Annotated in this window: 16 protein-coding genes; 7 read left to right on the top strand and 9 right to left on the bottom strand. The window is 75.2% G+C overall.

Annotated features, from left to right (window positions below; translation table 11 throughout):
• The first annotated feature begins 286 nt into the window (after nt 1-286).
• Together O7599_RS07015 and O7599_RS07010 are read left to right on the top strand one after the other, a co-directional pair.
• Nucleotides 287-1255 carry a DUF4349 domain-containing protein gene (locus tag O7599_RS07015; RefSeq protein ID WP_281621233.1) on the top strand — a complete coding sequence of 323 codons (969 nt, stop codon included), beginning with the start codon at nt 287-289 and terminating at the stop codon, nt 1253-1255.
• Between the two features lie 41 nt (nt 1256-1296).
• A complete protein-coding gene (locus O7599_RS07010; protein ID WP_281621232.1) occupies nt 1297-2703 on the top strand; it encodes an FAD-dependent oxidoreductase in 1407 nt (468 codons plus the stop codon).
• 44 nt (nt 2704-2747) lie between these two features.
• Here O7599_RS07010 and O7599_RS07005 read toward each other — a convergent pair whose 3' ends face one another.
• Nucleotides 2748-3521: a peptidyl-tRNA hydrolase gene (locus O7599_RS07005; RefSeq protein WP_281621231.1), complete on the bottom strand. Its 774-nt coding sequence runs from the start codon at nt 3519-3521 to the stop codon at nt 2748-2750.
• 66 nt (nt 3522-3587) lie between these two features.
• Here O7599_RS07005 and O7599_RS07000 point away from each other — a divergent pair, with 66 nt between their 5' ends.
• A complete protein-coding gene (locus O7599_RS07000; protein WP_281621230.1) occupies nt 3588-4265 on the top strand; it encodes an AIM24 family protein in 678 nt (225 codons plus the stop codon).
• Between the two features lie 79 nt (nt 4266-4344).
• On the opposite strand, the gene O7599_RS06995 is transcribed toward O7599_RS07000, so the two are convergent.
• The 3 genes from O7599_RS06995 to zapE form a co-directional block, all read right to left on the bottom strand.
• Nucleotides 4345-5253, bottom strand: a complete 909-nt coding sequence (locus O7599_RS06995) for a polysaccharide deacetylase family protein (protein WP_281621229.1) — start codon at nt 5251-5253, stop codon at nt 4345-4347.
• Nucleotides 5254-5421: 168 nt separating this feature from the next.
• Nucleotides 5422-6783, bottom strand: a complete 1362-nt coding sequence (locus O7599_RS06990) for an alkaline phosphatase PhoX (protein ID WP_281621228.1) — start codon at nt 6781-6783, stop codon at nt 5422-5424.
• Between the two features lie 103 nt (nt 6784-6886).
• The gene (zapE, locus tag O7599_RS06985) at nt 6887-8041 is read right to left on the bottom strand and encodes a cell division protein ZapE (protein WP_281621227.1); all 1155 of its coding nucleotides are present in this window, start codon (nt 8039-8041) and stop codon (nt 6887-6889) included.
• Nucleotides 8042-8106: 65 nt separating this feature from the next.
• Here zapE and O7599_RS06980 point away from each other — a divergent pair, with 65 nt between their 5' ends.
• The 4 genes from O7599_RS06980 to msrB all read left to right on the top strand — a co-directional run bounded on the left by O7599_RS06980 (nt 8107) and on the right by msrB (nt 11408).
• Entirely contained in the window at nt 8107-8874 is a 768-nt protein-coding gene (locus O7599_RS06980; protein WP_281621226.1) for a dihydrofolate reductase family protein, read from the top strand.
• Between the two features lie 106 nt (nt 8875-8980).
• Nucleotides 8981-9448, top strand: coding sequence for an indole-3-glycerol phosphate synthase (locus tag O7599_RS06975; protein ID WP_281621225.1), 468 nt, complete (start codon nt 8981-8983; stop codon nt 9446-9448).
• 129 nt (nt 9449-9577) lie between these two features.
• Entirely contained in the window at nt 9578-10987 is a 1410-nt protein-coding gene (murC, locus tag O7599_RS06970; protein WP_281621224.1) for a UDP-N-acetylmuramate--L-alanine ligase, read from the top strand.
• Nucleotide 10988: 1 nt separating this feature from the next.
• Nucleotides 10989-11408, top strand: a complete 420-nt coding sequence (msrB, locus tag O7599_RS06965; protein ID WP_281621223.1) for a peptide-methionine (R)-S-oxide reductase MsrB — start codon at nt 10989-10991, stop codon at nt 11406-11408.
• 66 nt (nt 11409-11474) lie between these two features.
• Here msrB and O7599_RS06960 read toward each other — a convergent pair whose 3' ends face one another.
• Genes O7599_RS06960 through O7599_RS06940 form a run of 5 tightly spaced genes read right to left on the bottom strand, consistent with a single transcriptional unit; the run spans nt 11475 to nt 17467 of the window.
• Nucleotides 11475-12668: a hypothetical protein gene (locus O7599_RS06960; RefSeq protein ID WP_281621222.1), complete on the bottom strand. Its 1194-nt coding sequence runs from the start codon at nt 12666-12668 to the stop codon at nt 11475-11477.
• 20 nt (nt 12669-12688) lie between these two features.
• Nucleotides 12689-13717, bottom strand: coding sequence for a 2-hydroxyacid dehydrogenase (locus tag O7599_RS06955; protein ID WP_281621221.1), 1029 nt, complete (start codon nt 13715-13717; stop codon nt 12689-12691).
• Complete coding sequence (locus tag O7599_RS06950) at nt 13714-14370, bottom strand: histidine phosphatase family protein (protein WP_281621220.1); 657 nt, start codon at nt 14368-14370, stop codon at nt 13714-13716. Before O7599_RS06950 ends, O7599_RS06955 begins: the two co-directional genes overlap by 4 nt.
• Nucleotides 14367-15908, bottom strand: a complete 1542-nt coding sequence (locus O7599_RS06945; RefSeq protein ID WP_281621219.1) for an FGGY family carbohydrate kinase — start codon at nt 15906-15908, stop codon at nt 14367-14369. The genes O7599_RS06950 and O7599_RS06945 overlap by 4 nt, the downstream gene beginning before the upstream one ends.
• Nucleotides 15905-17467 carry an FGGY-family carbohydrate kinase gene (locus O7599_RS06940; RefSeq protein WP_281621218.1) on the bottom strand — a complete coding sequence of 521 codons (1563 nt, stop codon included), beginning with the start codon at nt 17465-17467 and terminating at the stop codon, nt 15905-15907. Before O7599_RS06940 ends, O7599_RS06945 begins: the two co-directional genes overlap by 4 nt.
• Nucleotide 17468 lies beyond the last annotated feature (1 nt).

The following is a 17468-nucleotide window of genomic DNA, read 5'->3' as shown; positions in this document are numbered from 1 at the left end:
TCTCAGACCCCGCCGACAAGCCCGGACGCCCTGTGGACAACGCGCACCGGCACCCGGGCGCGGCCCCGGAGGGAGACCGGGCACGGCCCTTTCCGGCACCGCGAGGCCGTGCCCGCGGACGTGCCGGGCCCGCCGCAGGCCGCCCTGCGGATCCCCACACCGCACGCCCGGTGCCCGCGCCGCGGCCGCCGCAGTCCGATCGTGACCCTTCCGGAACCCGCCGCCCGAAACCGCCGCCCCCGCCGTCCCGTCGAACCGGCACACACCGACACCCGGGGGGTTCGACATGCAGACACGCAGCACCACCAGACCCGCCCTCGCCGCCGCGCTGCTGGCCGCCGCGCTCGCCGTCGGCGGCTGCAGCGGCGGCTCCGACGACTCCGACGGCGGCAGCGCCTACGCCCGGGACGTCGGCGATGCCCAGGCGCAGGAGGCGCCGCGCGAAGGGGGCGCCGACGGCGCCGGTGACTCCGCCGCGTCGCCGGCGCCCCGCGGCGGGGCCACCGCCGCCGACGGCGTCACGCTCGCGCCCCAGGCGCTCGTCCGCACCGCCGAGATCACCGTGCGCACCGAGGATCTGGCCGACGCCGCCGGCACCGCCCGCTCGCTGGCCGAGGGCGCCGGCGGCTACGTCGGCGACGAGTCCACCAGCCGGGAGCCCGGTGCCCCCGCGCGCGCCCGGCTCACCCTGCGGGTGCCCGCCGAGGAGTACGACGCCGTCCTCGGCGACCTCGCCGACCTCGGCCGTGTCGTGGACCGCGAGGTGCGGGTGAAGGACGTCACCGACCAGGTCGTGGACGTCGACAGCCGGGTGCGGTCCCAGCGCGCGAGCGTCGACCGCATCCGGGGGCTGATGAACGATGCCACGAAACTCGGTGACGTCGTCACCCTGGAGGGCGAACTCAGCAGCCGCCAGGCCGACCTGGAGGCGCTCCTCGCCCAGCAGTCCTCGCGCGAGGAGCGCACCGCGCTGGGCACGATCACCCTGGAGCTGCGCCGGCCCGCGGCGCAGCAGGAGGACGAGGACGACGGCACCGGCGTCGCCGACGCGCTGGCCGGCGGCTGGGACGCCTTCGTCGCAGGTCTGCGCGGGGTGCTGATCGCGGTCTCCGCTTCGCTGCCCTTCGCCGCGCTCCTCGTCCTGCTCGCCCTGGCCTGGCGGTGGCTGCGCCGCCGGCTGCCGCGCCGGGACGTCACCGCGCCGCCCAGTCCGTTTCCCGGACAGCCGAGACCCCAGGGGAGCGAGCCGGAGTAACCAGACGTAGCGTGTCCCTCACGGCGACGAAAGGGAGCGTCATGGGGGCCAAGCAGCGGATGGTGGTCATCGGCGGCGATGCAGCGGGCATGTCCGCCGCATCGCAGGCGCGCCGCATGCGGACGCCGGACGAGCTGGAGATCACCGCGTTCGAGCGCGGCCGGTTCACGTCGTACTCCGCCTGCGGCATTCCGTACTGGGTCGGCGGCGAGGTCGCCGAGCGGGACGAGCTCGTCGCCCGCTCACCGGAGGAGCACCGCCGGCGCGGCATCGACCTGCGGATGCGCACCGAGGTCACCGAGATCGACCTCGACCGGCAGTGCGTACGCACCCGGGACCTCGACGACGAGGACGGCGCGCAGGAGCGCTGGCACGGCTTCGACCATCTGGTGATCGCCACCGGCGCCCGCCCGCTGCGTCCGCCGCTGCCCGGCATCGACGCCCCCGGGGTGCACGGGGTGCAGAGCCTGGACGACGGGCAGGACCTGCTGGACCGGCTGGAGAAGCAGCAGGTGCGGCACGCGGTCGTGGTCGGCGCCGGGTACATCGGGGTGGAGATGGCCGAGGCGTTCTGCCACCGCGGCATCCACGTCACCGTGCTGGAGCGCGCCGAGCAGCCCATGAGCACCCTCGACCCCGACATGGGCGCGCTGGTGAACGAGGCGATGAACGGCAACGGCATCGCGACCGTCACGGGCGCCGAGGTCACCGAGATCCTCACCGGCACGGACGGGGCGGTGCGCGGGGTGGCCACGGCGAAGGGCGAGTATCCGGCGGACGTGGTCGTGCTCGGCCTCGGGGTGCGCCCGGAGACCGGGCTCGCGCGGGACGCGGGGCTGCCGCTGGGCGAGTGGGGCGGGCTGCTGACGGACCTGGCGATGCGGGTGCGGGGGCAGGAGAACGTGTGGGCGGGCGGCGACTGCGTCGAGGTGCTCGACCTGGTGTCGGGGCGCGAGCGGTACATCCCGCTGGGCACACACGCCAACAAGCACGGGCAGGTCATCGGCCGCAACGTCGGCGGCGGCTTCGGCACCTTTCCCGGCGTCGTCGGCACGGCCGTCAGCAAGGTGTGCGACCTGGAGATCGCCCGTACGGGTCTGCTGGAGGCGCAGGCGCGCGAGGTGGGCCTGCAGTACGTGACGGTGACCATCCGGTCGACCAGCCGCGCCGGTTACTACCCGCGGGCCGCGCCGATGCACGTGAAGATGCTCGCGGAGCGGCGCACCGGGCGGCTGCTCGGCGTGCAGATCGTCGGCCGCGAGGGCGCCGGCAAGCGGGTGGACATAGCGGCGGTGGCGCTGACCGCGCGCATGACGGTGGAGCAGATGACGGCGCTGGACCTGGGGTACGCGCCGCCGTTCTCGCCGGTGTGGGACCCGGTGCTGGTCGCGGCGCGCAAGGCGGCGGCCGCGGTCGCCGAGGACGCGCGGGAGAGCGACGGCGGCTGACGGGCCCGCACGCGCGTGTGCCGGTACGTCAGCGGTTCAGCCGGTCAGCCGGTACGCAGCGCCGGGTGGTCGGCGACGACCGTGCAGCTCCCCGCGGCGATCTCCGTGTACCCGGCGTCCCTGACCACCGGCAGCCCGCTCGCCACCAGCTCCGCCCAGCGCTCCGGCGGCGGTGTGCGGACGGCGAGGGGGAAGCCGGCGGCGCGCCAGGCCGCGCGGTCCGCGTCGGACAGCTCCCACCAGGCGAGTTGGGCGCCGTGGCCCGCCTGGGCCATGGCCTTGCCCGCGGTCATGGCGAGTCCGGGCGCCAGCCACAGCACCGGGAGGTCCGGCGCGGGCGGGGCGGGGGGCTCGGGGTCGTCCAGGTCGGTGCCGGAGACCTGCAGCCGGGCGAGGTCCCTGGGCCAGCCGTCGAGCGGTACGGGCGGGAAGACCCGCACCTCGGCGCCGCCCTCCCCGGCCGCGCCCCCCGCGCCGGCCGCCGCGTCGCCGGCCGCCGCGTTCCCGCCGCCCGCCGACGTCACCGTGATCCCGGGCAGCGCCTCCGCCCGGCGCCACTCCGCGCCCCGGGCCCGCCGCACCACCTTGCGGATCCGGGCGTCCTGCCAGTCCCGTACCGCCTGCGCCCACGGCCCTTCGCCCGTCGCGCGCTCGTCCGCCAGCAGGACCAGTACCGCGCGCGCCGCCGTCTGGAGCGCGCCGGTGCGCGTGGGCGGGCTGCCGCGTTCGATGCGGACGACGAGGGGGAGGACGAACTGCGGCAGGTCGTCGCGGCTCACCGCCTCGTGCGGGAAGGGGCTGGTCTCGGCGCCGGTCACACGATCAAGTGTGCCAGGGGCGCCACATGCTTGGCGGAGGGAGGGGTTCCGGCGGATCATGCCCGTATGCGCAGTGATTTGTTCGCGAAGGAGAACATGGCCGAGCCCGCGACGCAGGCCGGCATGACTCTGCAGAACGCCAAGTCGATCAAGTACGCCGTCAACGGCGAGTGCCTGGCCCGGCAGGGCGCGATGATCGCCTATCGGGGCAATCTGCAGTTCGAGAAGAAGGGCCAGGGGGCGGGGCAGTTCCTCAAGCGCGCGGTCACCGGCGAGGGCCTGGCGCTCATGTCGGTGAAGGGGCAGGGGGAGTGCTGGTTCGCGCTCAGCGCGGCCAACTGCTTCATCCTGGACTTCGACCAGCCGAACGACAGCCTCACCCTCAACGGGCGCAACGTGCTGTGCTTCGACTCGACGCTGTCGTACGACATCAAGGTGGTCAAGGGCGCCGGCATGACGGGCGGCGGGCTGTTCAACAGCGTGTTCACCGGCCAGGGCCGGCTGGGCGTGGTCTGCGACGGCACCCCGATCGTCATCCCCGTCTCGCAGGGCTACCCGGTCTTCGTCGACACCGACGCCGTCGTCGGCTGGAGCACGCAGCTCCAGACGGGGCTGCACCGCTCGCAGAGCTTCGGGTCGATGATCCGCGGCGGCTCCGGCGAGGTCATGCAGCTCCGGCTGGACGGCGAGGGGTTCGTCGTGGTGCGGCCGAGCGAGACCGGCACGGGGGCGCCCGCCGGGTGACCCGGGGCAGCCGGGGCGGAGGGGGCGGCGCGCGGCCGGTCCCCCCTCCGGCACGCCGTGCCCGTATCCCGTGCGCGGCTCAGCCCGCCGCCATCAGCTCCGAGACCCGGGCGAAGCCGTAGCCGCGCCGGCGCAGCTCCGGCACGATCTCGCGCACCGCCTGCTCTGTGACCGGCGCCGCGCTGCGCGTGACGTGCAGGACGACCACCGACCCCGGCCGCACCCGCGTCAGCACCTCCCGGGCCACCGCGCCCGGATCGGTGGCGAAGGCGTCGCCGCTGGAGACGTCCCACTGCACGGCGGTCACGCCGGTCGGGGCGAGGGCGCGCAGCGCCGTCTCGTCGTAACAGCCGCCGGGGAAGCGGAAGTACGGGACGGGTGCGGGCACGCCCGCGCGGCGGAGCTCGGCGAAGGTGCGCTCGACCTCGGCGCGCATGGCCCCGGGGTCGATCCGGGGCAGGCCGTAGCAGGGCTCGGCGAAGGCGTGGTGGCTGTAGGAGTGGTTGGCCACCTCGAACAGGGGGTCGCGGCCGATGGCGCGGGCCTGGCCGGGGTAGCGGGCGGCCCAGGTGCCGGTCATGAAGACGGTGGCGGGCACCTTCAGTTGCCGCAGCGCGGCGATGAGCCCGGGGTTGTCGAACCTCTCGCCGGCGTCGGCCCGCTCGTGCTGGCCGGCCATCATGTCGGCGTCGAAGGTGAGCGCGACGCGCTTGGGGCCCGCGCCCCGGCGCACGCCGTGCCGCCACACCGGCGCGAGCCCCGCGCGGAGCGCCTTCGCCTCCCCCCGCGCGCCGCCGCGCGTCGCGCCCCGCGCCTCCCGCGGCGGTCGCGGCGTTCCGTACGTGGCGGGGTGGTCGCTGTGCGCCCGCGCGGCGGGCGCGCCGACCGGCGCCGCCGGCCCGGACGGCTCGGCGCACGCCGGGAGGAAGAGGGCGAGCAGCGCGACGAGGGCCGCGCGGGCAGGGCGCGGGCGCCGGAAGTCGATCATGCGGGGAGCGTAAGAGCGCTCCCGGGGGCGCGCGCGCCGAAGCGAGCGCTCGGGTGAACGGGGTAGGGCACGCCCCGCGGCGCCGGCCCGGGCGACCGGCCGGAACCGGCCGCCCGGCGCCGGGCCGGGCGGCCGGCCGTTCGGTGCGTTCGGTGCGTACGGGCCGGGCTACCGCCAGGGGCCGGTGACGGCGAACGTGGTGCCGGGCGCGTAGCAGTTCACGTACATCGTCCGGCCGTTCGGCGAGAACGTGACGCCGGCGAACTCGCCGTACGCCGGCTCCTCCGGGCTGCCCGTGTTCTGCCGGTTGCGCGCCACCGCGAAGACCTCGCCGCGCCGCGAGACGCCGTAGACGTGCTGCTCGCCGCCGCCGTCCTCGCAGAGGAACAGCCCGCCCGACGGCGACAGGGCGATGTTGTCCGGGGACTCGCCGGGGGTGTCGACGCCGTGGTCCGGGCCGAAGCGGATGACGAGCTTCAGCTCGTTGGTGCGCGGGGTGTAGCGCCACACCTGGCCGAAGTGGTCGCCGCCCGAGCCCTCGGAGGACTTGGCGAAGCTGGAGACGAAGTACACCGAGTTGCCGCCCCAGTAGCAGCCCTCCAGCTTCTGCGCGTGCGACATGGCGCGGCCGAAGTCCTGGTGGCGGATCGGGGTCCCGGCCGCCAGCGGGTCGGGCACCTCGATCCACTCGACGTCGTCGAACGTGGTGCCGATCTCCTCGACCACCGACAGGTCGGGCACGTCCGGCACCCGCATCGCCTGGAGTTCGCCGCCGGCCCGCAGGGAGCCGGGGCCGCGCTTCGGCTTCTTCGGCAGGAAGCGGTAGAACAGCCCGAACGGGTGCTGGAAGGCGTCCTCCGTCTCGTAGACGACGCCGTCGGACGGGTCGAAGGCCACGGCCTCGTGCTGGAAGCGGCCCATCGCGGTGAGCGGGACGGCGCCGCTCTCGCGCGGGTCCGCGGGGTCGACCTCGAAGATGAAGCCGTGGTCCTTGGTGTAGCCGTTGGTGCCGGCCTTGTCCTCGGTCTCCTCGCAGGTCAGCCAGGTGCCCCAGAGGCTGGGCCCGCCGGCGCAGTTGACCGCGGTGCCCGCGATGCCGACGCGCTCGCCCTCCAGTGCGCCGTCCCGGCCGACGTCCAGCACGGTGCAGCCGCCCATGCCCATGGGGTCGTAGGTCAGGCCCTCGACGGCGGGGACGGGGTGGGCGGCGTTGTGGCGGTTCTCGTGGTTGCGGACGAGCCGCACGTCCCCGCCGCGGGCCCGGAAGGCGGCCATGCCGTCGTGGTTGCCGGGCACGACGCCCTCGCCGGAGAGGAGTTGGTCGCCCTCGCGAGAGAGCACCCGGTAGCGGAAGCCCTCGGGCAGGTCCAGGAGGCCGGCGGGGTCGGGGACGAGCGGGCCGTAGCCCGCGCCCCGGGGGGCGTGCGCCTCGGCGGTGCCGGCGTACAGCTCGGAGACGCTCCCGGTGAAGGCGATACCGGCGCCCAGCGCGCCGGTACGGGCGAGAACCTGACGTCGCGTGGCAGACATGCGGAAAGACCAACTCCCTGCTGACGGACAGGAGAACGGTGACCCGACCGTGTCTACCACTCGGTGAACCGAAAGTGAACCAGGTGGCGGGCGTGTGAAGGGTCTAGTCCGGTGGGGGCGGCGCGCCGCCGCTGCCGCCGCCGGGCGAGGAGCCGCCGGGGGTGTCCCGTTCGTCCACGCCGCCGCGGGCGTCGCGGGCCAGGGCGGTGAGCCGGGATATCGCGCGGAAGTACTTCTTGCGGTAGCCGCCGGCGAGCATGTCGTCGCCGAAGAGCCGGTCGAACGGCACGCCGGAGGCGAGCACGGGTATCTCCCGGTCGTACAGCCGGTCCGCGAGCACCACGAGCCGCAGCGCGGTCGCCTCGTCGGGCACCGGCCGCACGCCGGTCAGGCAGACGGTCCGTACGCCGTCGGTCAGCGCGCCGTAGCGGCTGGGGTGTACGCGCGCGAGGTGGCCGAGGAGGTCGGGGAAGGCGTCGAGCGTGGCGCCGGGGGCGGTGCGGGCGGCGCGGGTGACGGCCTCGTCGGTGAGCGGGGCGGGGGCCGCGGGCAGGCCGCGGTGGCGGTAGTCGTCGCCGTCGATGCGAAGCGGGCGGAAGCGGGCGGCCAGGCCCTGTATCTCGCGCAGGAAGTCGGCCGAGGCGAAGCGGCCCTCGCCGAGCTTGCCCGGCAGGGTGTTGGAGGTGGCGGCCAGCGCGACGCCGGAGTCCACGAGCTTGCCGAGGAGGGTGGAGACCAGCACGGTGTCGCCGGGGTCGTCGAGCTCGAACTCGTCGATGCACAGCAGCCGGTGGCCGCCGAGGGTGCGTATCGTCTGCTGGAAGCCCAGCGCGCCCACCAGGTTCGTCAGCTCGACGAAGGTGCAGAAGCCCTTGCGCTCCGGCGCCGCCTGGGTGGCGTGCCAGAGCGAGGCCAGCAGGTGCGTCTTGCCGACGCCGAAGCCGCCGTCCAGATACACCCCGCGCGGCCCGGCCGGCTCCTTCGGCGCCCGCCGCCACCAGGGGCGGCGCCCTCCCACGGCGGTGGCGCCGCCGCCGATCCCGGCGGCGAAGGCGGCCAGGGCGCGTACGGCCTCGGCCTGGCCGGGGCGGGCCGGGTCCGGAACGTAGGTCGAGAAGCGCACCGCGTCGAAGCGCGGCGGCGGCACCAGCTCGGCGACCAGCCGCTCGGCGGGGACGCGCGGCTCGCGGCCGACCAGCGTGCCGGGAGCCGTGGACGCGCCGGGCGTGTCGGCGGTGGAGGCGGAGGTGGAGGGCACGTTCTCACTGTACGGTCGCCACCTCGGCAAGCCGTACACCAGTGCGTCATGCCACACTGCCGCTTATGCGTCGCCTGCTGCCCGTGCCCGTCGATCCGTCCGCGCTCGCCGACCGCGAGTGGTCCCTGGACGAGCTGGCGGACGCCTATGCCTATCCCGCGGGGGACGGCGTGTGGCTGCGGGCCAACATGGTCTGCTCCGTCGACGGCGCCGCGTCCTTCGGGGGGCGCTCCCAGCCGCTGTCGTCCGCGGCGGACATGCGCGTCTTCGGCATGCTGCGCGGGCTGGCAGACGCGGTGGTCGTGGGTGCAGAAACGGTACGCCTGGAGGGGTACCGGCCGGTCCGCGCCCGGGCCGCCTTCGCCGCCCGCAGGGCCGCGGCGGGCCAGCTCCCCACCCCGCCCGTCGCGGTGCTCTCCGCCTCGCTCGACCTGGACTTCTCGCTGCCGCTGTTCACGGCGCCGGCCGTGCCGACGCTGCTGCTCACGGGTGCGCAGGCGCCCGGGGAGCGGGTGGCCGCGGCCCGGGCGGCGGGGGTGGAGGTCGTGGTCGCCGGACAGGGCGCGGTCGCCGACCCGGCGGCGGCCGTCGCCGCGCTCGCGGAGCGCGGGTACCGGCGGCTGCTGACGGAGGGCGGTCCCGCCGTGCTGGGCGGCTTCGCCCGGGCGGGGGTACTCGACGAGTTGTGCCTGACCCTGGCGCCCCTCGTGGCGCTCGGGGACGCGCCCCGGATCATGCACGGCGCCGCCCCGCGGGCGGAGCCGCTGGGCCTCGGCCTGGAGTCGGTCATGGAGGAGGCCGGCTTCCTGTTCACCCGTTACCGTCGGTTCTGACAATCTGCGGAATATCGCGTTCCGCTTAGCCGTGCTGGGGCAGACTAAGTCGGCAGGATCGTTTCTGACGTGGTCTGTGTGCCTGTGCGGAAGAAGGGCGTTCATCGTGTTCACCACCGTCCTGATGATCGAGAAGCCGCTCGCACCCGTGGATGTGGAGATGGTCACCACGCTCCACGGTCAGGAGCCCGTCAGCTTCGTCGTGCTGCTGCAACCCCGCGGAGACCAGGGAGTGCTGTTGCGGGCGCTCGACGACGTAGCCCTCGGAGAGCTGGAGGACGCGGTCCGCGAGTCGGAGGAGCCGGAGGGGCACGAGGCGCTGCCCACCGCCAAGCTGTCGCTGGAGCACTCCCTGAAGGCGCTGCGCGAGAAGGGCGCCGAGGCGGTCGGGGAGATCGTCGACCGGCACCCCCTGGACCTGCTCCAGTCCGTCGTCGAGCAGACGCACGCCGACGAGGTCATCGTGCTCACCGCGCCGCACCTGGTGGAGGAGTTCTTCCACCGCGACTGGGCCTCCCGGGCCCGGCACAAGGTCGGCGTGCCGGTGCTGAAGCTCTTCGCGCACGACGGCTGACCCGCCCCCGGGCCGGGGGCGCCCCGGTTCGCCCGGCCCGGCTTGCGGCCCCGGCCCGGCCCGCCCCCGGAATGTCGGCGCGGGGTGCGAGAATCGTCGCGTCCCACCCGAGCCCAAGGAGCGCACCACATGACCCCGGGGATCCCGCCCACGCTGGAGAGTCCGCACTTCGTCGGCATCGGCGGCGCCGGCATGTCGGGCATCGCGAAGATCCTCGCCCAGCGCGGCGCCGCCGTCGCCGGCAGCGACGCCCGCGAGTCCGGCACCGTCGCCGCGCTCCGCGAGCTGGGCGCCGTCGTGCACCTCGGTCACGCCGCCGGGCACCTGGACCCCGGCGCCACCGCCGTCGTCGTCTCCTCGGCCATCCGCGAGGACAACCCCGAGCTGGCCGCCGCCCGCGACCGCGGCCTGCCCGTCGTGCACCGCTCGGACGCCCTCGCCGCCCTCATGGCCGGGCTCCGCCCGATCGCCGTCGCCGGCACCCACGGCAAGACCACGACCACCTCGATGCTCGCCGTCGCCCTGCGCACCCTCGGCCGCGACCCGTCGTACGCGATCGGTGGCGACATCGACGCCCCCGGCTCCAACGCGCACCACGGCACCGGCGACCTGTTCGTCGCCGAGGCGGACGAGAGCGACCGCAGCTTCCACACGTACGCGCCCGAGGTCGCCATCGTCCTCAACGTCGAGCTGGACCACCACGCCACCTACGCCTCGCTGGAGGAGATCTACGCCTCCTTCGAGACCTTCGCCGCCCGCATCGTCCCCGGCGGCACCCTCGTCGTCTCCGCCGACCACCCCGGTGCCCGCGAGCTGACCCGGCGGCTCGCCGGCAGCGGCGTGCGCACCGTCACCTACGGCGAGTCACCCGACGCGGACGCGCGCGTGCTCTCCGTCACCCCCCGCGGCCTGACGAGCGAGGTCACCGTGGTGCTCGACGGCGCGAAGCTCACCTTCGGCGTTTCCGTCCCCGGCCGCCACTACGCCCACAACGCCGTCGCCGCCCTCGCCGCCGGCGCCGCGGCCGGCGTGCCCGCCGCGGAGCTGGCGCCGGCGCTGGCGTCCTTCACCGGCGTCGGCCGCCGGCTGCAGCCGAAGGGCACGGCCGCGGGCGTACGGGTCGTGGACACGTACGCGCACCACCCCACCGAGATGAGCGCCGACCTGGAAGCCGTGCGGGCCGCCGCGGACGACGGCCACGGCGGGCGCTCCGGCCGCATCCTCGTCGTCTTCCAGCCGCACCTGTTCTCGCGCACCCGCGAACTGGGCACCGAGATGGGCCACGCGCTCGCGCTCGCCGACGCCTCCGTCGTGCTCGGCATCTATCCCGCCCGCGAGGACCCCATCCCCGGCGTGACCAGCGACATCATCATCGACGCGGCCCGCGCCGCCGGCGCCGACGTCACCCCCGCGCCGGACATGGCCGCCGTCCCCGGCCTCGTCGCCGGAATGGCGAAGCCCGGTGATCTCGTTCTCACCATGGGGGCAGGGGACGTCACCGAGCTGGGACCCCGGATCCTGTCCCGACTGGAGGGCTGAGATGACATACGAGGTCGACAAGCCGGACGAGCAGTGGCGCGCGGAGCTGTCGCCCGAGGAGTACCGCGTCCTGCGGCAGGCGGGCACCGAGCCCGCCTTCACCGGCGAGTACACCGACACCAAGGCCGAGGGCGTCTACGAGTGCCGCGCCTGCGGCGCGGAGCTCTTCCGCTCCACGGAGAAGTTCGAGAGCCACTGCGGCTGGCCGAGCTTCTACGACCCGGCGCAGAGCGAGGCCGTCGAGCTGATCGAGGACCGCTCGCTGGGCATGGTCCGTACCGAGGTGCGCTGCGCCCGCTGCGGCTCCCACCTGGGCCACGTCTTCACCGGCGAGGGCTACCCGACGCCGACCGACCAGCGCTACTGCATCAACTCCGTCTCCCTGCGGCTGCTGCCCGCCGGCGAGTCCGCCGGCCGGTAACGGCCCGGGGCCTCCCGGACCCGCCCCCGATACATGCGGGCCCGGGAAGCGTGCGAGCGCCCCGCGTCAGTCCTCGACGCGCTCGAACGGGGTCGGGGTCTCGCCGGTCCAGCGGTAGAGGTAGGCCTCACCCTCCTGCTTGCGCACGCCGCCGTCGTCCACGGCCCGGCCCTCGGCGACGTAGTAGCGGCCGTCGCCCAGCGCGTCGATGCCGTAGTTGCCGTGGAACTCCCAGCCGCGCACGCCCGTCGCCGGGTCGTTCAGGCCCGCGTCGCGCAGGGTCAGCAGCTCGCCCTTCTCGGGCTCGGCCTGGCCCCTGATCTCGCCGCGCACCGGCTTCTTCGCACCGTCCACGGTGAAGAACGAGTAGTTCGGGAAGCCCTCCTTGACCCCGTCGTAGACCGCCATGATCCAGTTGCGGGTGTAGGGGTCGTACTGGAGGTTCTGCACGCCGTAGGTGGTGTTCCCGGTGTACGCGAAGTACTTGCCGCCGTACCGCTTCGGGCCGCTGCGGTGCGGGTCGGCCTGCGACAGCGGGCGCTCGTAGCGGCGCCAGTCGCGCACGTCGTACTCCAGGACCACCTGGTGGTCGTTGTCCGTGCGCTCGGTGTTCGCGTACACGCCGTAGGCGACCATCAGCTTCTGCGTCCCGCCGCGCTTGCCGAACTCCGGGCCGAAGGAGACGCCGTCGATGCCGCTGCAGCCGTAGCGGTGGTCGGGGGTGTCCGCGGTGTCGCCGTCGAAGACGCCGTCGCCGTTCATGTCGGCGGTGAAGTCCCGGACGACCTCGTCGAGGTGGACGGCGGTCATCACGCCGTCGGTCTCGGCGTTCATGCCGACCCGGTCGATCTCGTCCACGTCGAAGACGGCGATGTAGAACGCCTCCTCGGCCTTGTATTCGAGGGACCCGTAGACGCGGCCGTCGCGGGCGTTGAGGTCGATGTCGCCGAGGTGGCCGGTGAGGCCCTCGACGGTGCCGATCACGTTCCCTTCGAGGTCGGTCTTGACCAGCATCTGCGTGAACGACCAGTAGACGTAACCGCGTCGGGTGTCGACGGTCACGCCCTGGACGTGGCTCGTCGGCCACGCCCCGCCCTCGATGTGGGTGGGCAGCTTCGGCGGGCGGGGCATCGATACGGGGGTGCCCTCGGCGGGTACGGTCGCGGCTGCGAAGCCTGCCGGGGCGGCGGTGAGGAGGAGGGCGGGGACGGCTATGCCGGCGACGACGGCCGCTCGGGCCGTACGGAACTTGCCGCGCATGCGGGTTCCTTTCCACGTGTTCATCGGTTACGCACTTCCGGATTCGCGCAGTGGACCAGGGGGCGGCCGGCCAGGTGGTGGCCGACCTCGGCGGCCACCATGCCGACCGCGTTGTGCGCGGTCTGGCGGCTGGCGCCGGCCAGATGGGGGGTCATCACGACGCCCGGGGTGCGGGGCAGTCGCGAGTCTGCGGGCAGCGGTTCGACGGGGAACACGTCGAACGCGGCGCCGAAGAGCCGGCCTTCGTCGAGGGCGTCGCAGACCGCGTCGTAGTCGACGAGGGAGCCGCGGGCACAGTTGACGAGGACGCCGCCGGCGGGCATGAGACCGATGAGCTCGCGGGAGATCAGCCCCTCGGTCTGCGGGGTGGCGCGGGCGTGCACGGTGACGAAGGCGGAACGATTCATCAGCTCGGGCAGCCCGACCAGTTCGTCCGGCGCGACGGCCGCCGCGTCGGCGAAGGGATCGGCGACGAGCACGCGGGCGCCGAAGCCGCGGGCGATACGGGCCACGCGGGAGCCGATGGCGCCGTAGCCGACGATGCCGACGGTGCTGCCCGCCAGCTCCGGGCCGACGGCCTCGTAGCGGTAGTAGTCGCCGCGCCAGGTGCCGGCCGCCAGGTCCGCGTGGGTGGCGGGGATCCGGCGCGCGGCGGCCAGCATCAGGGCCACCGTGTGCTCGGCGGTGGCCGTCGCGTTGCGGCCAGGGGCGTAGGTGACGGCGACGCCGTGGCGGGTGGCGGCGTCCAGGTTGGCGTTGACGGGGCCGCCGCGGCTGACGCAGAAGAGCCGCAGGGCGGGGCTGGCGGCGAGGATGCGCTCGGTCAGCGGAGCCATCTGCGTGACGCACACCTCGACGCCGTCCAGCGCCTCGATGAGCTGGTCCTCCGTCCCCGACGCCTCCCGGACCTCGGCCACCGGCCCGAACGGCTCGACGGGCCAGGGCAGGGTCAGCTCGCGGATCTCGGCGTCGGGCGCGACCGGGCGGAGGCCGTCGCGGAGCAGGTCGTTGCGGACGAAGTGGTCGCCGGCGGCGAGGATGGTGGTCACGCGGGGACTCCGGGGGTCACGGGGCGGTTCAGCGTCAGCAGCGAGGGGGTGCCGTCGCCGAGGACCAGCTCGTTGAGTGCGCAGTTGGCCAGGTGGGGGAACCGGCGGCGGTAGTCGCGCAGCGGCAGGTCGAGCAGCCGGCACAGGGTGAGCCGGATGGCGGTGGAGTGGGCGACCACGAGTATCCGGCCGTCGCCCCCCTCGCCGTCGCGGGCCTTGCCGCCCCCGTCGTGCTCCGCGCGCAGGTCGGTGAGGAAGTCGGCGTACCGCTCGACGGCCGCCGCCGGATCCTCCCCGCCGGGGAAGTGGCCGGCCACCGGGTCGGCCTCGAAGGACGCCACCGCCTCGGGCATCCGCTCGCGCATCTCCGCGCGGGTCAGCCCCTCCGCGACGCCGAAGTCCAGCTCGCGCAGCCGCGGGTCGAGGTGCAGCGGCAGCCCGGCGCGGGCCGCGCTGTCCGCCGCCGTCTGCCGGCAGCGCAGCATGGGGGAGGACCACACGGCCGTGAGACCCGCCTGCCCCGCCCAGTCGGCGAGGGCTGCGGCCTGGTCGCGGCCGTGGTCGGTGAGGTCGATGTCCGTGGCGCCGGCGTAGCGGTTCTCGCCGTGCCAGACGCTCTCCCCGTGCCGGACGAAGATGACGTTGAGGCTCAAGACGCGGTCCTCTCTCGTGCGTGGGCCGCGACGACCTCGGGCAGCCAGCCGCGCCGGGCCAGCAGGTCGACGAGCCGGACGTAGCCCTCGTCGTGGGCGGCTCTGTACGGGTCGCGGGGCTCGACGGTGCGGTCGGCCCGGACCATCGCGGCGGCGGCGCGGTCCAGGGCGCCGCCCGCGCCGGTGCTCGCGCCCCCGCCGGTGCTCTCGCCGGTGCCCTCGCCGTCGAGGGCCGCGGCTGCCAGGACGGACATGCCGAGCGCCGGCTGCGCGTGGCGCGGCAGCGTCACCGGGCGGCGCAGGACGTCGGCGCGGAGCTGGTTCCACACCGGGTTGCGGGTCGCGCCGCCGGTGAGGACGACGGCCCCGGTGGCGGGCGCGCCGAGCAGGTCGGCGTAGTCGAAGCAGAGCCGCTCGACGTACGCGGCCCCCTGCAGCAGTGCCGCGAAGTCCTCGGCGCGGCCCGCCGGTTCGCGGCTGCGGAACGCGGTCGCGTCCGGGGCGACGAACGGGAACCGCTCCCCGGGCGAGACCAGCGGATAGCGCAGCAGCCCGGTCGGCAGCAGCTCCGCCGCCTCGGCCGTCAGCCGGTCCAGGTCGGCACCGGCGAACTCCCGCGCCACCAGCCCCGCCCCGACGCTCGACGCGCCGCCCGGCAGCCAGGTGCCCGCGGGCGAGCGGTGCGAGTACATGACGCCCGCCGGGTCGTGGACGAGCCCGGCGGTCACGCCCTTGAGCACCAGCGTGGTGCCCATGACGGAGTTCCAGCTCCCCACCGCCGTGGCCCCGGAGCCCAGTTGGGCAGCGCAGCCGTCGGTCATCCCGGCGACCACCGCGGTGCCCGCGCGCAGGCCGGTCTCCTCGGCCGCCGCGGCCGAGACCTCTCCGAGTACGGTGCCGGGCGGCACCAGTGGCGGCAGCACCTCGGCGGGGACGCCGAGGTCGGCGAAGACCTTCTCGGGCCAGGTCACGGTGGCGGCGTCGGCGCCGGTCTTGAGCGCGTTGCTGGTGTCGGCCGGTACGTCGTGGCCGACGAGCCGGCGGTTGACCACGTCGCTCTGGTGGGCCAGCCGCCAGCCGTCCGCGGCGGCCCGCGGATGCCGGTCGAGCAGCCAGCGCAGCTTCGGCAGCCCCCAGGAGCGCTGCATCCGCCGGTAGCCGGCCCGGGCCCACTGCGCCTCGCCGGCCTCGTTGACCCGCACGGCCTCGGCGGCGGCGCGCCCGTCGTCGTACATCAGCGCGGGGGTGACGGCCTGCCCGTGCCGGTCGGTCAGGGTGACGGTGCCGGAGGTGGCGTCGACGGCCACGGCGCGGATCCGGCGCGGGTCGGCGCCCGCGGCGCGGGCCTGCCCGACCGCGGCGCAGACCGCGCGCCACCACTCGGCAGGATCCTGCTCGTGGCGCTCGCCCCGCCGGTCGCTGGTCAGCGGGGCCGTCCCCGCGCCGAGCAACCGCCCCGCGGAGTCGGCGGCCACCGCGCGGACGCCCTGGGTGCCGAGGTCGATGCCGAGCCAGGCGTCCGGAGCCGGGTCGGTCATGCGCCGGCTCCACCGGAGCGCGCGGGTCCGTCCGCGCCGGCCGCCCGCTCGCGGCCCAGCGCCCACACCGGCTCGTGCAGCTCCCGCAGGCGCAGGAACGCGGCGTAGCGGCCGTCGGCGGCGCGGGCGGGGTCCGGTTCGTACGACGCGGCGATGCGCACCTGACGGGCCGCCGCCGTCGCGAAGTCCGGCTCCCGGCCGGTGGCGACGGCGCCGGTCAGCCACGCGCCGCGGGCGCCGATCTCGGTGTCGGCGGGGATCGCCACGGGCACGCCCGTGACATCGCAGATCAGCCGCATCCAGAAAGCGCTGCGGGTGCCGCCGCCGCTGAGCGTCAGCAGGCCGGGCGCGGCGGGGGAGGCGGCGAGGCAGTCGCGGATGGCCAGGGTGACCCCCTCCACCACCGCGCGCGCCACGTCCTCCCGGCCGCTGTCCAGCGACAGGCCGGTCAGCGAGCCGCGGGCGGCCGGGTCGAAGAACGGGGCGCGCTCACCGGCGGGGGAGAGGTACGGCATGAACCGCACTCCGGCGGTGTCCTCCGCCCCGCGCTCGGCCAGCTCCATCAGCTCGGCGGCCGAGGAGAGCCCGAGCAGCCGGGCGCCCCAGTCGAGCATGTCGCCGCCGCTCATGGTGGGGAAGGCGCGCAGGTAGTGGCCGGGGACGCCGAGCGGGACGGTGATGCCCACGGGCGCGCCGGCGGCGCCGTCGGCCGGGCCGGCGGCACCGTTGTCCGGGGGGGCGTCGGTGACGATCTCCGTGGAGAGCGTGGTGCCGAGGATGGTGCACGCGCGGCCCGCGCTGACCGCCCCGGAGCCGATCGCCGTGGCGCAGATGTCGTACGGCGCGAGCACCACGGGGATTCCCTCGGGCAGCCCGGTCTCGGCGCCGGCGGCGGCGTCGAGCGGGGTGACGCGGTGGTCGTCGTCGCGCAGCGGCGGCAGCAGATCGCGGGCCCACTCCACCCCGTACAGCTCGAAGAGGCGGTCCGACCAGGTGCGCGCGGCGATGTCGAGGAAGGGGGCGGCGGCCTCCGACTCATCGATGGCGGGCTGTCGAGCGAGCTTGTAGAACAGCCAGCCGCCGCAGGTCAGCAGGTGCCGGGAGCGGTCGACGCGGTCCGGGTCGTGCGTGCGCAGCCACGCCAGCACGGCGTTCGGCATGCCCGTGGACAGCCGCGAGCCGCAGATGCGGAACGCCTCGTCGACGGTCCCGTCCCTCTCCCAGTCGCCGACGACGCCGGCGGCGCGGCCGTCGTTCCACAGCACCGCGGGCCCGGTGGGCCGGCCCGCGCCGTCGACCAGCCAGGCCCCGTCACCCTGCCCGGTCACCGCGACGAACGCGGGCGGCTCGGGCAGCGCGGCGGCCACCTCCCGTACGGCGGAGGCCACCGCGTCCCACACCTCCGTCATGTCCTGCTCGGCCCAGCCCGGCCGGGGCCGCGTCACCCGGGTCGGGCGCCGGGCGATGGTCAGCTCCGCACCGTCCGGGCCGTAGCCGACGACCTTCACGACGGTGGTGCCGGCGTCGATCGCGATCGCGGTCCTGTCCGCTGCCCCCATG

The sequence above is a fragment of the Streptomyces sp. WMMC500 genome, assembly GCF_027497195.1.
In the GTDB taxonomy this organism is placed as follows: domain Bacteria; phylum Actinomycetota; class Actinomycetes; order Streptomycetales; family Streptomycetaceae; genus Streptomyces.
The sequence above is the reverse complement of the archived record's forward strand: the minus strand, read 5'-3'. Positions and strand labels throughout refer to the sequence as shown.

Bases quoted from the DNA above. Each gene is read 5' to 3' on its own strand.
- msrB (WP_281621223.1), top strand. From the start codon at position 10,989: ATGACATACGAGGTCGACAAGCCGGACGAGCAGTGGCGCGCGGAGCTG.
- O7599_RS06940 (WP_281621218.1), bottom strand. From the start codon at position 17,467: ATGGGGGCAGCGGACAGGACCGCGATCGCGATCGACGCCGGCACCACC.
- O7599_RS07015 (WP_281621233.1), top strand. From the start codon at position 287: ATGCAGACACGCAGCACCACCAGACCCGCCCTCGCCGCCGCGCTGCTG.
- O7599_RS06990 (WP_281621228.1), bottom strand. From the start codon at position 6,783: ATGTCTGCCACGCGACGTCAGGTTCTCGCCCGTACCGGCGCGCTGGGC.
- O7599_RS06995 (WP_281621229.1), bottom strand. From the start codon at position 5,253: ATGATCGACTTCCGGCGCCCGCGCCCTGCCCGCGCGGCCCTCGTCGCG.
- murC (WP_281621224.1), top strand. From the start codon at position 9,578: ATGACCCCGGGGATCCCGCCCACGCTGGAGAGTCCGCACTTCGTCGGC.
- O7599_RS07000 (WP_281621230.1), top strand. From the start codon at position 3,588: ATGCGCAGTGATTTGTTCGCGAAGGAGAACATGGCCGAGCCCGCGACG.
- O7599_RS06960 (WP_281621222.1), bottom strand. From the start codon at position 12,668: ATGCGCGGCAAGTTCCGTACGGCCCGAGCGGCCGTCGTCGCCGGCATA.
- O7599_RS06945 (WP_281621219.1), bottom strand. From the start codon at position 15,908: ATGACCGACCCGGCTCCGGACGCCTGGCTCGGCATCGACCTCGGCACC.
- O7599_RS06980 (WP_281621226.1), top strand. From the start codon at position 8,107: ATGCGTCGCCTGCTGCCCGTGCCCGTCGATCCGTCCGCGCTCGCCGAC.
- O7599_RS07010 (WP_281621232.1), top strand. From the start codon at position 1,297: ATGGGGGCCAAGCAGCGGATGGTGGTCATCGGCGGCGATGCAGCGGGC.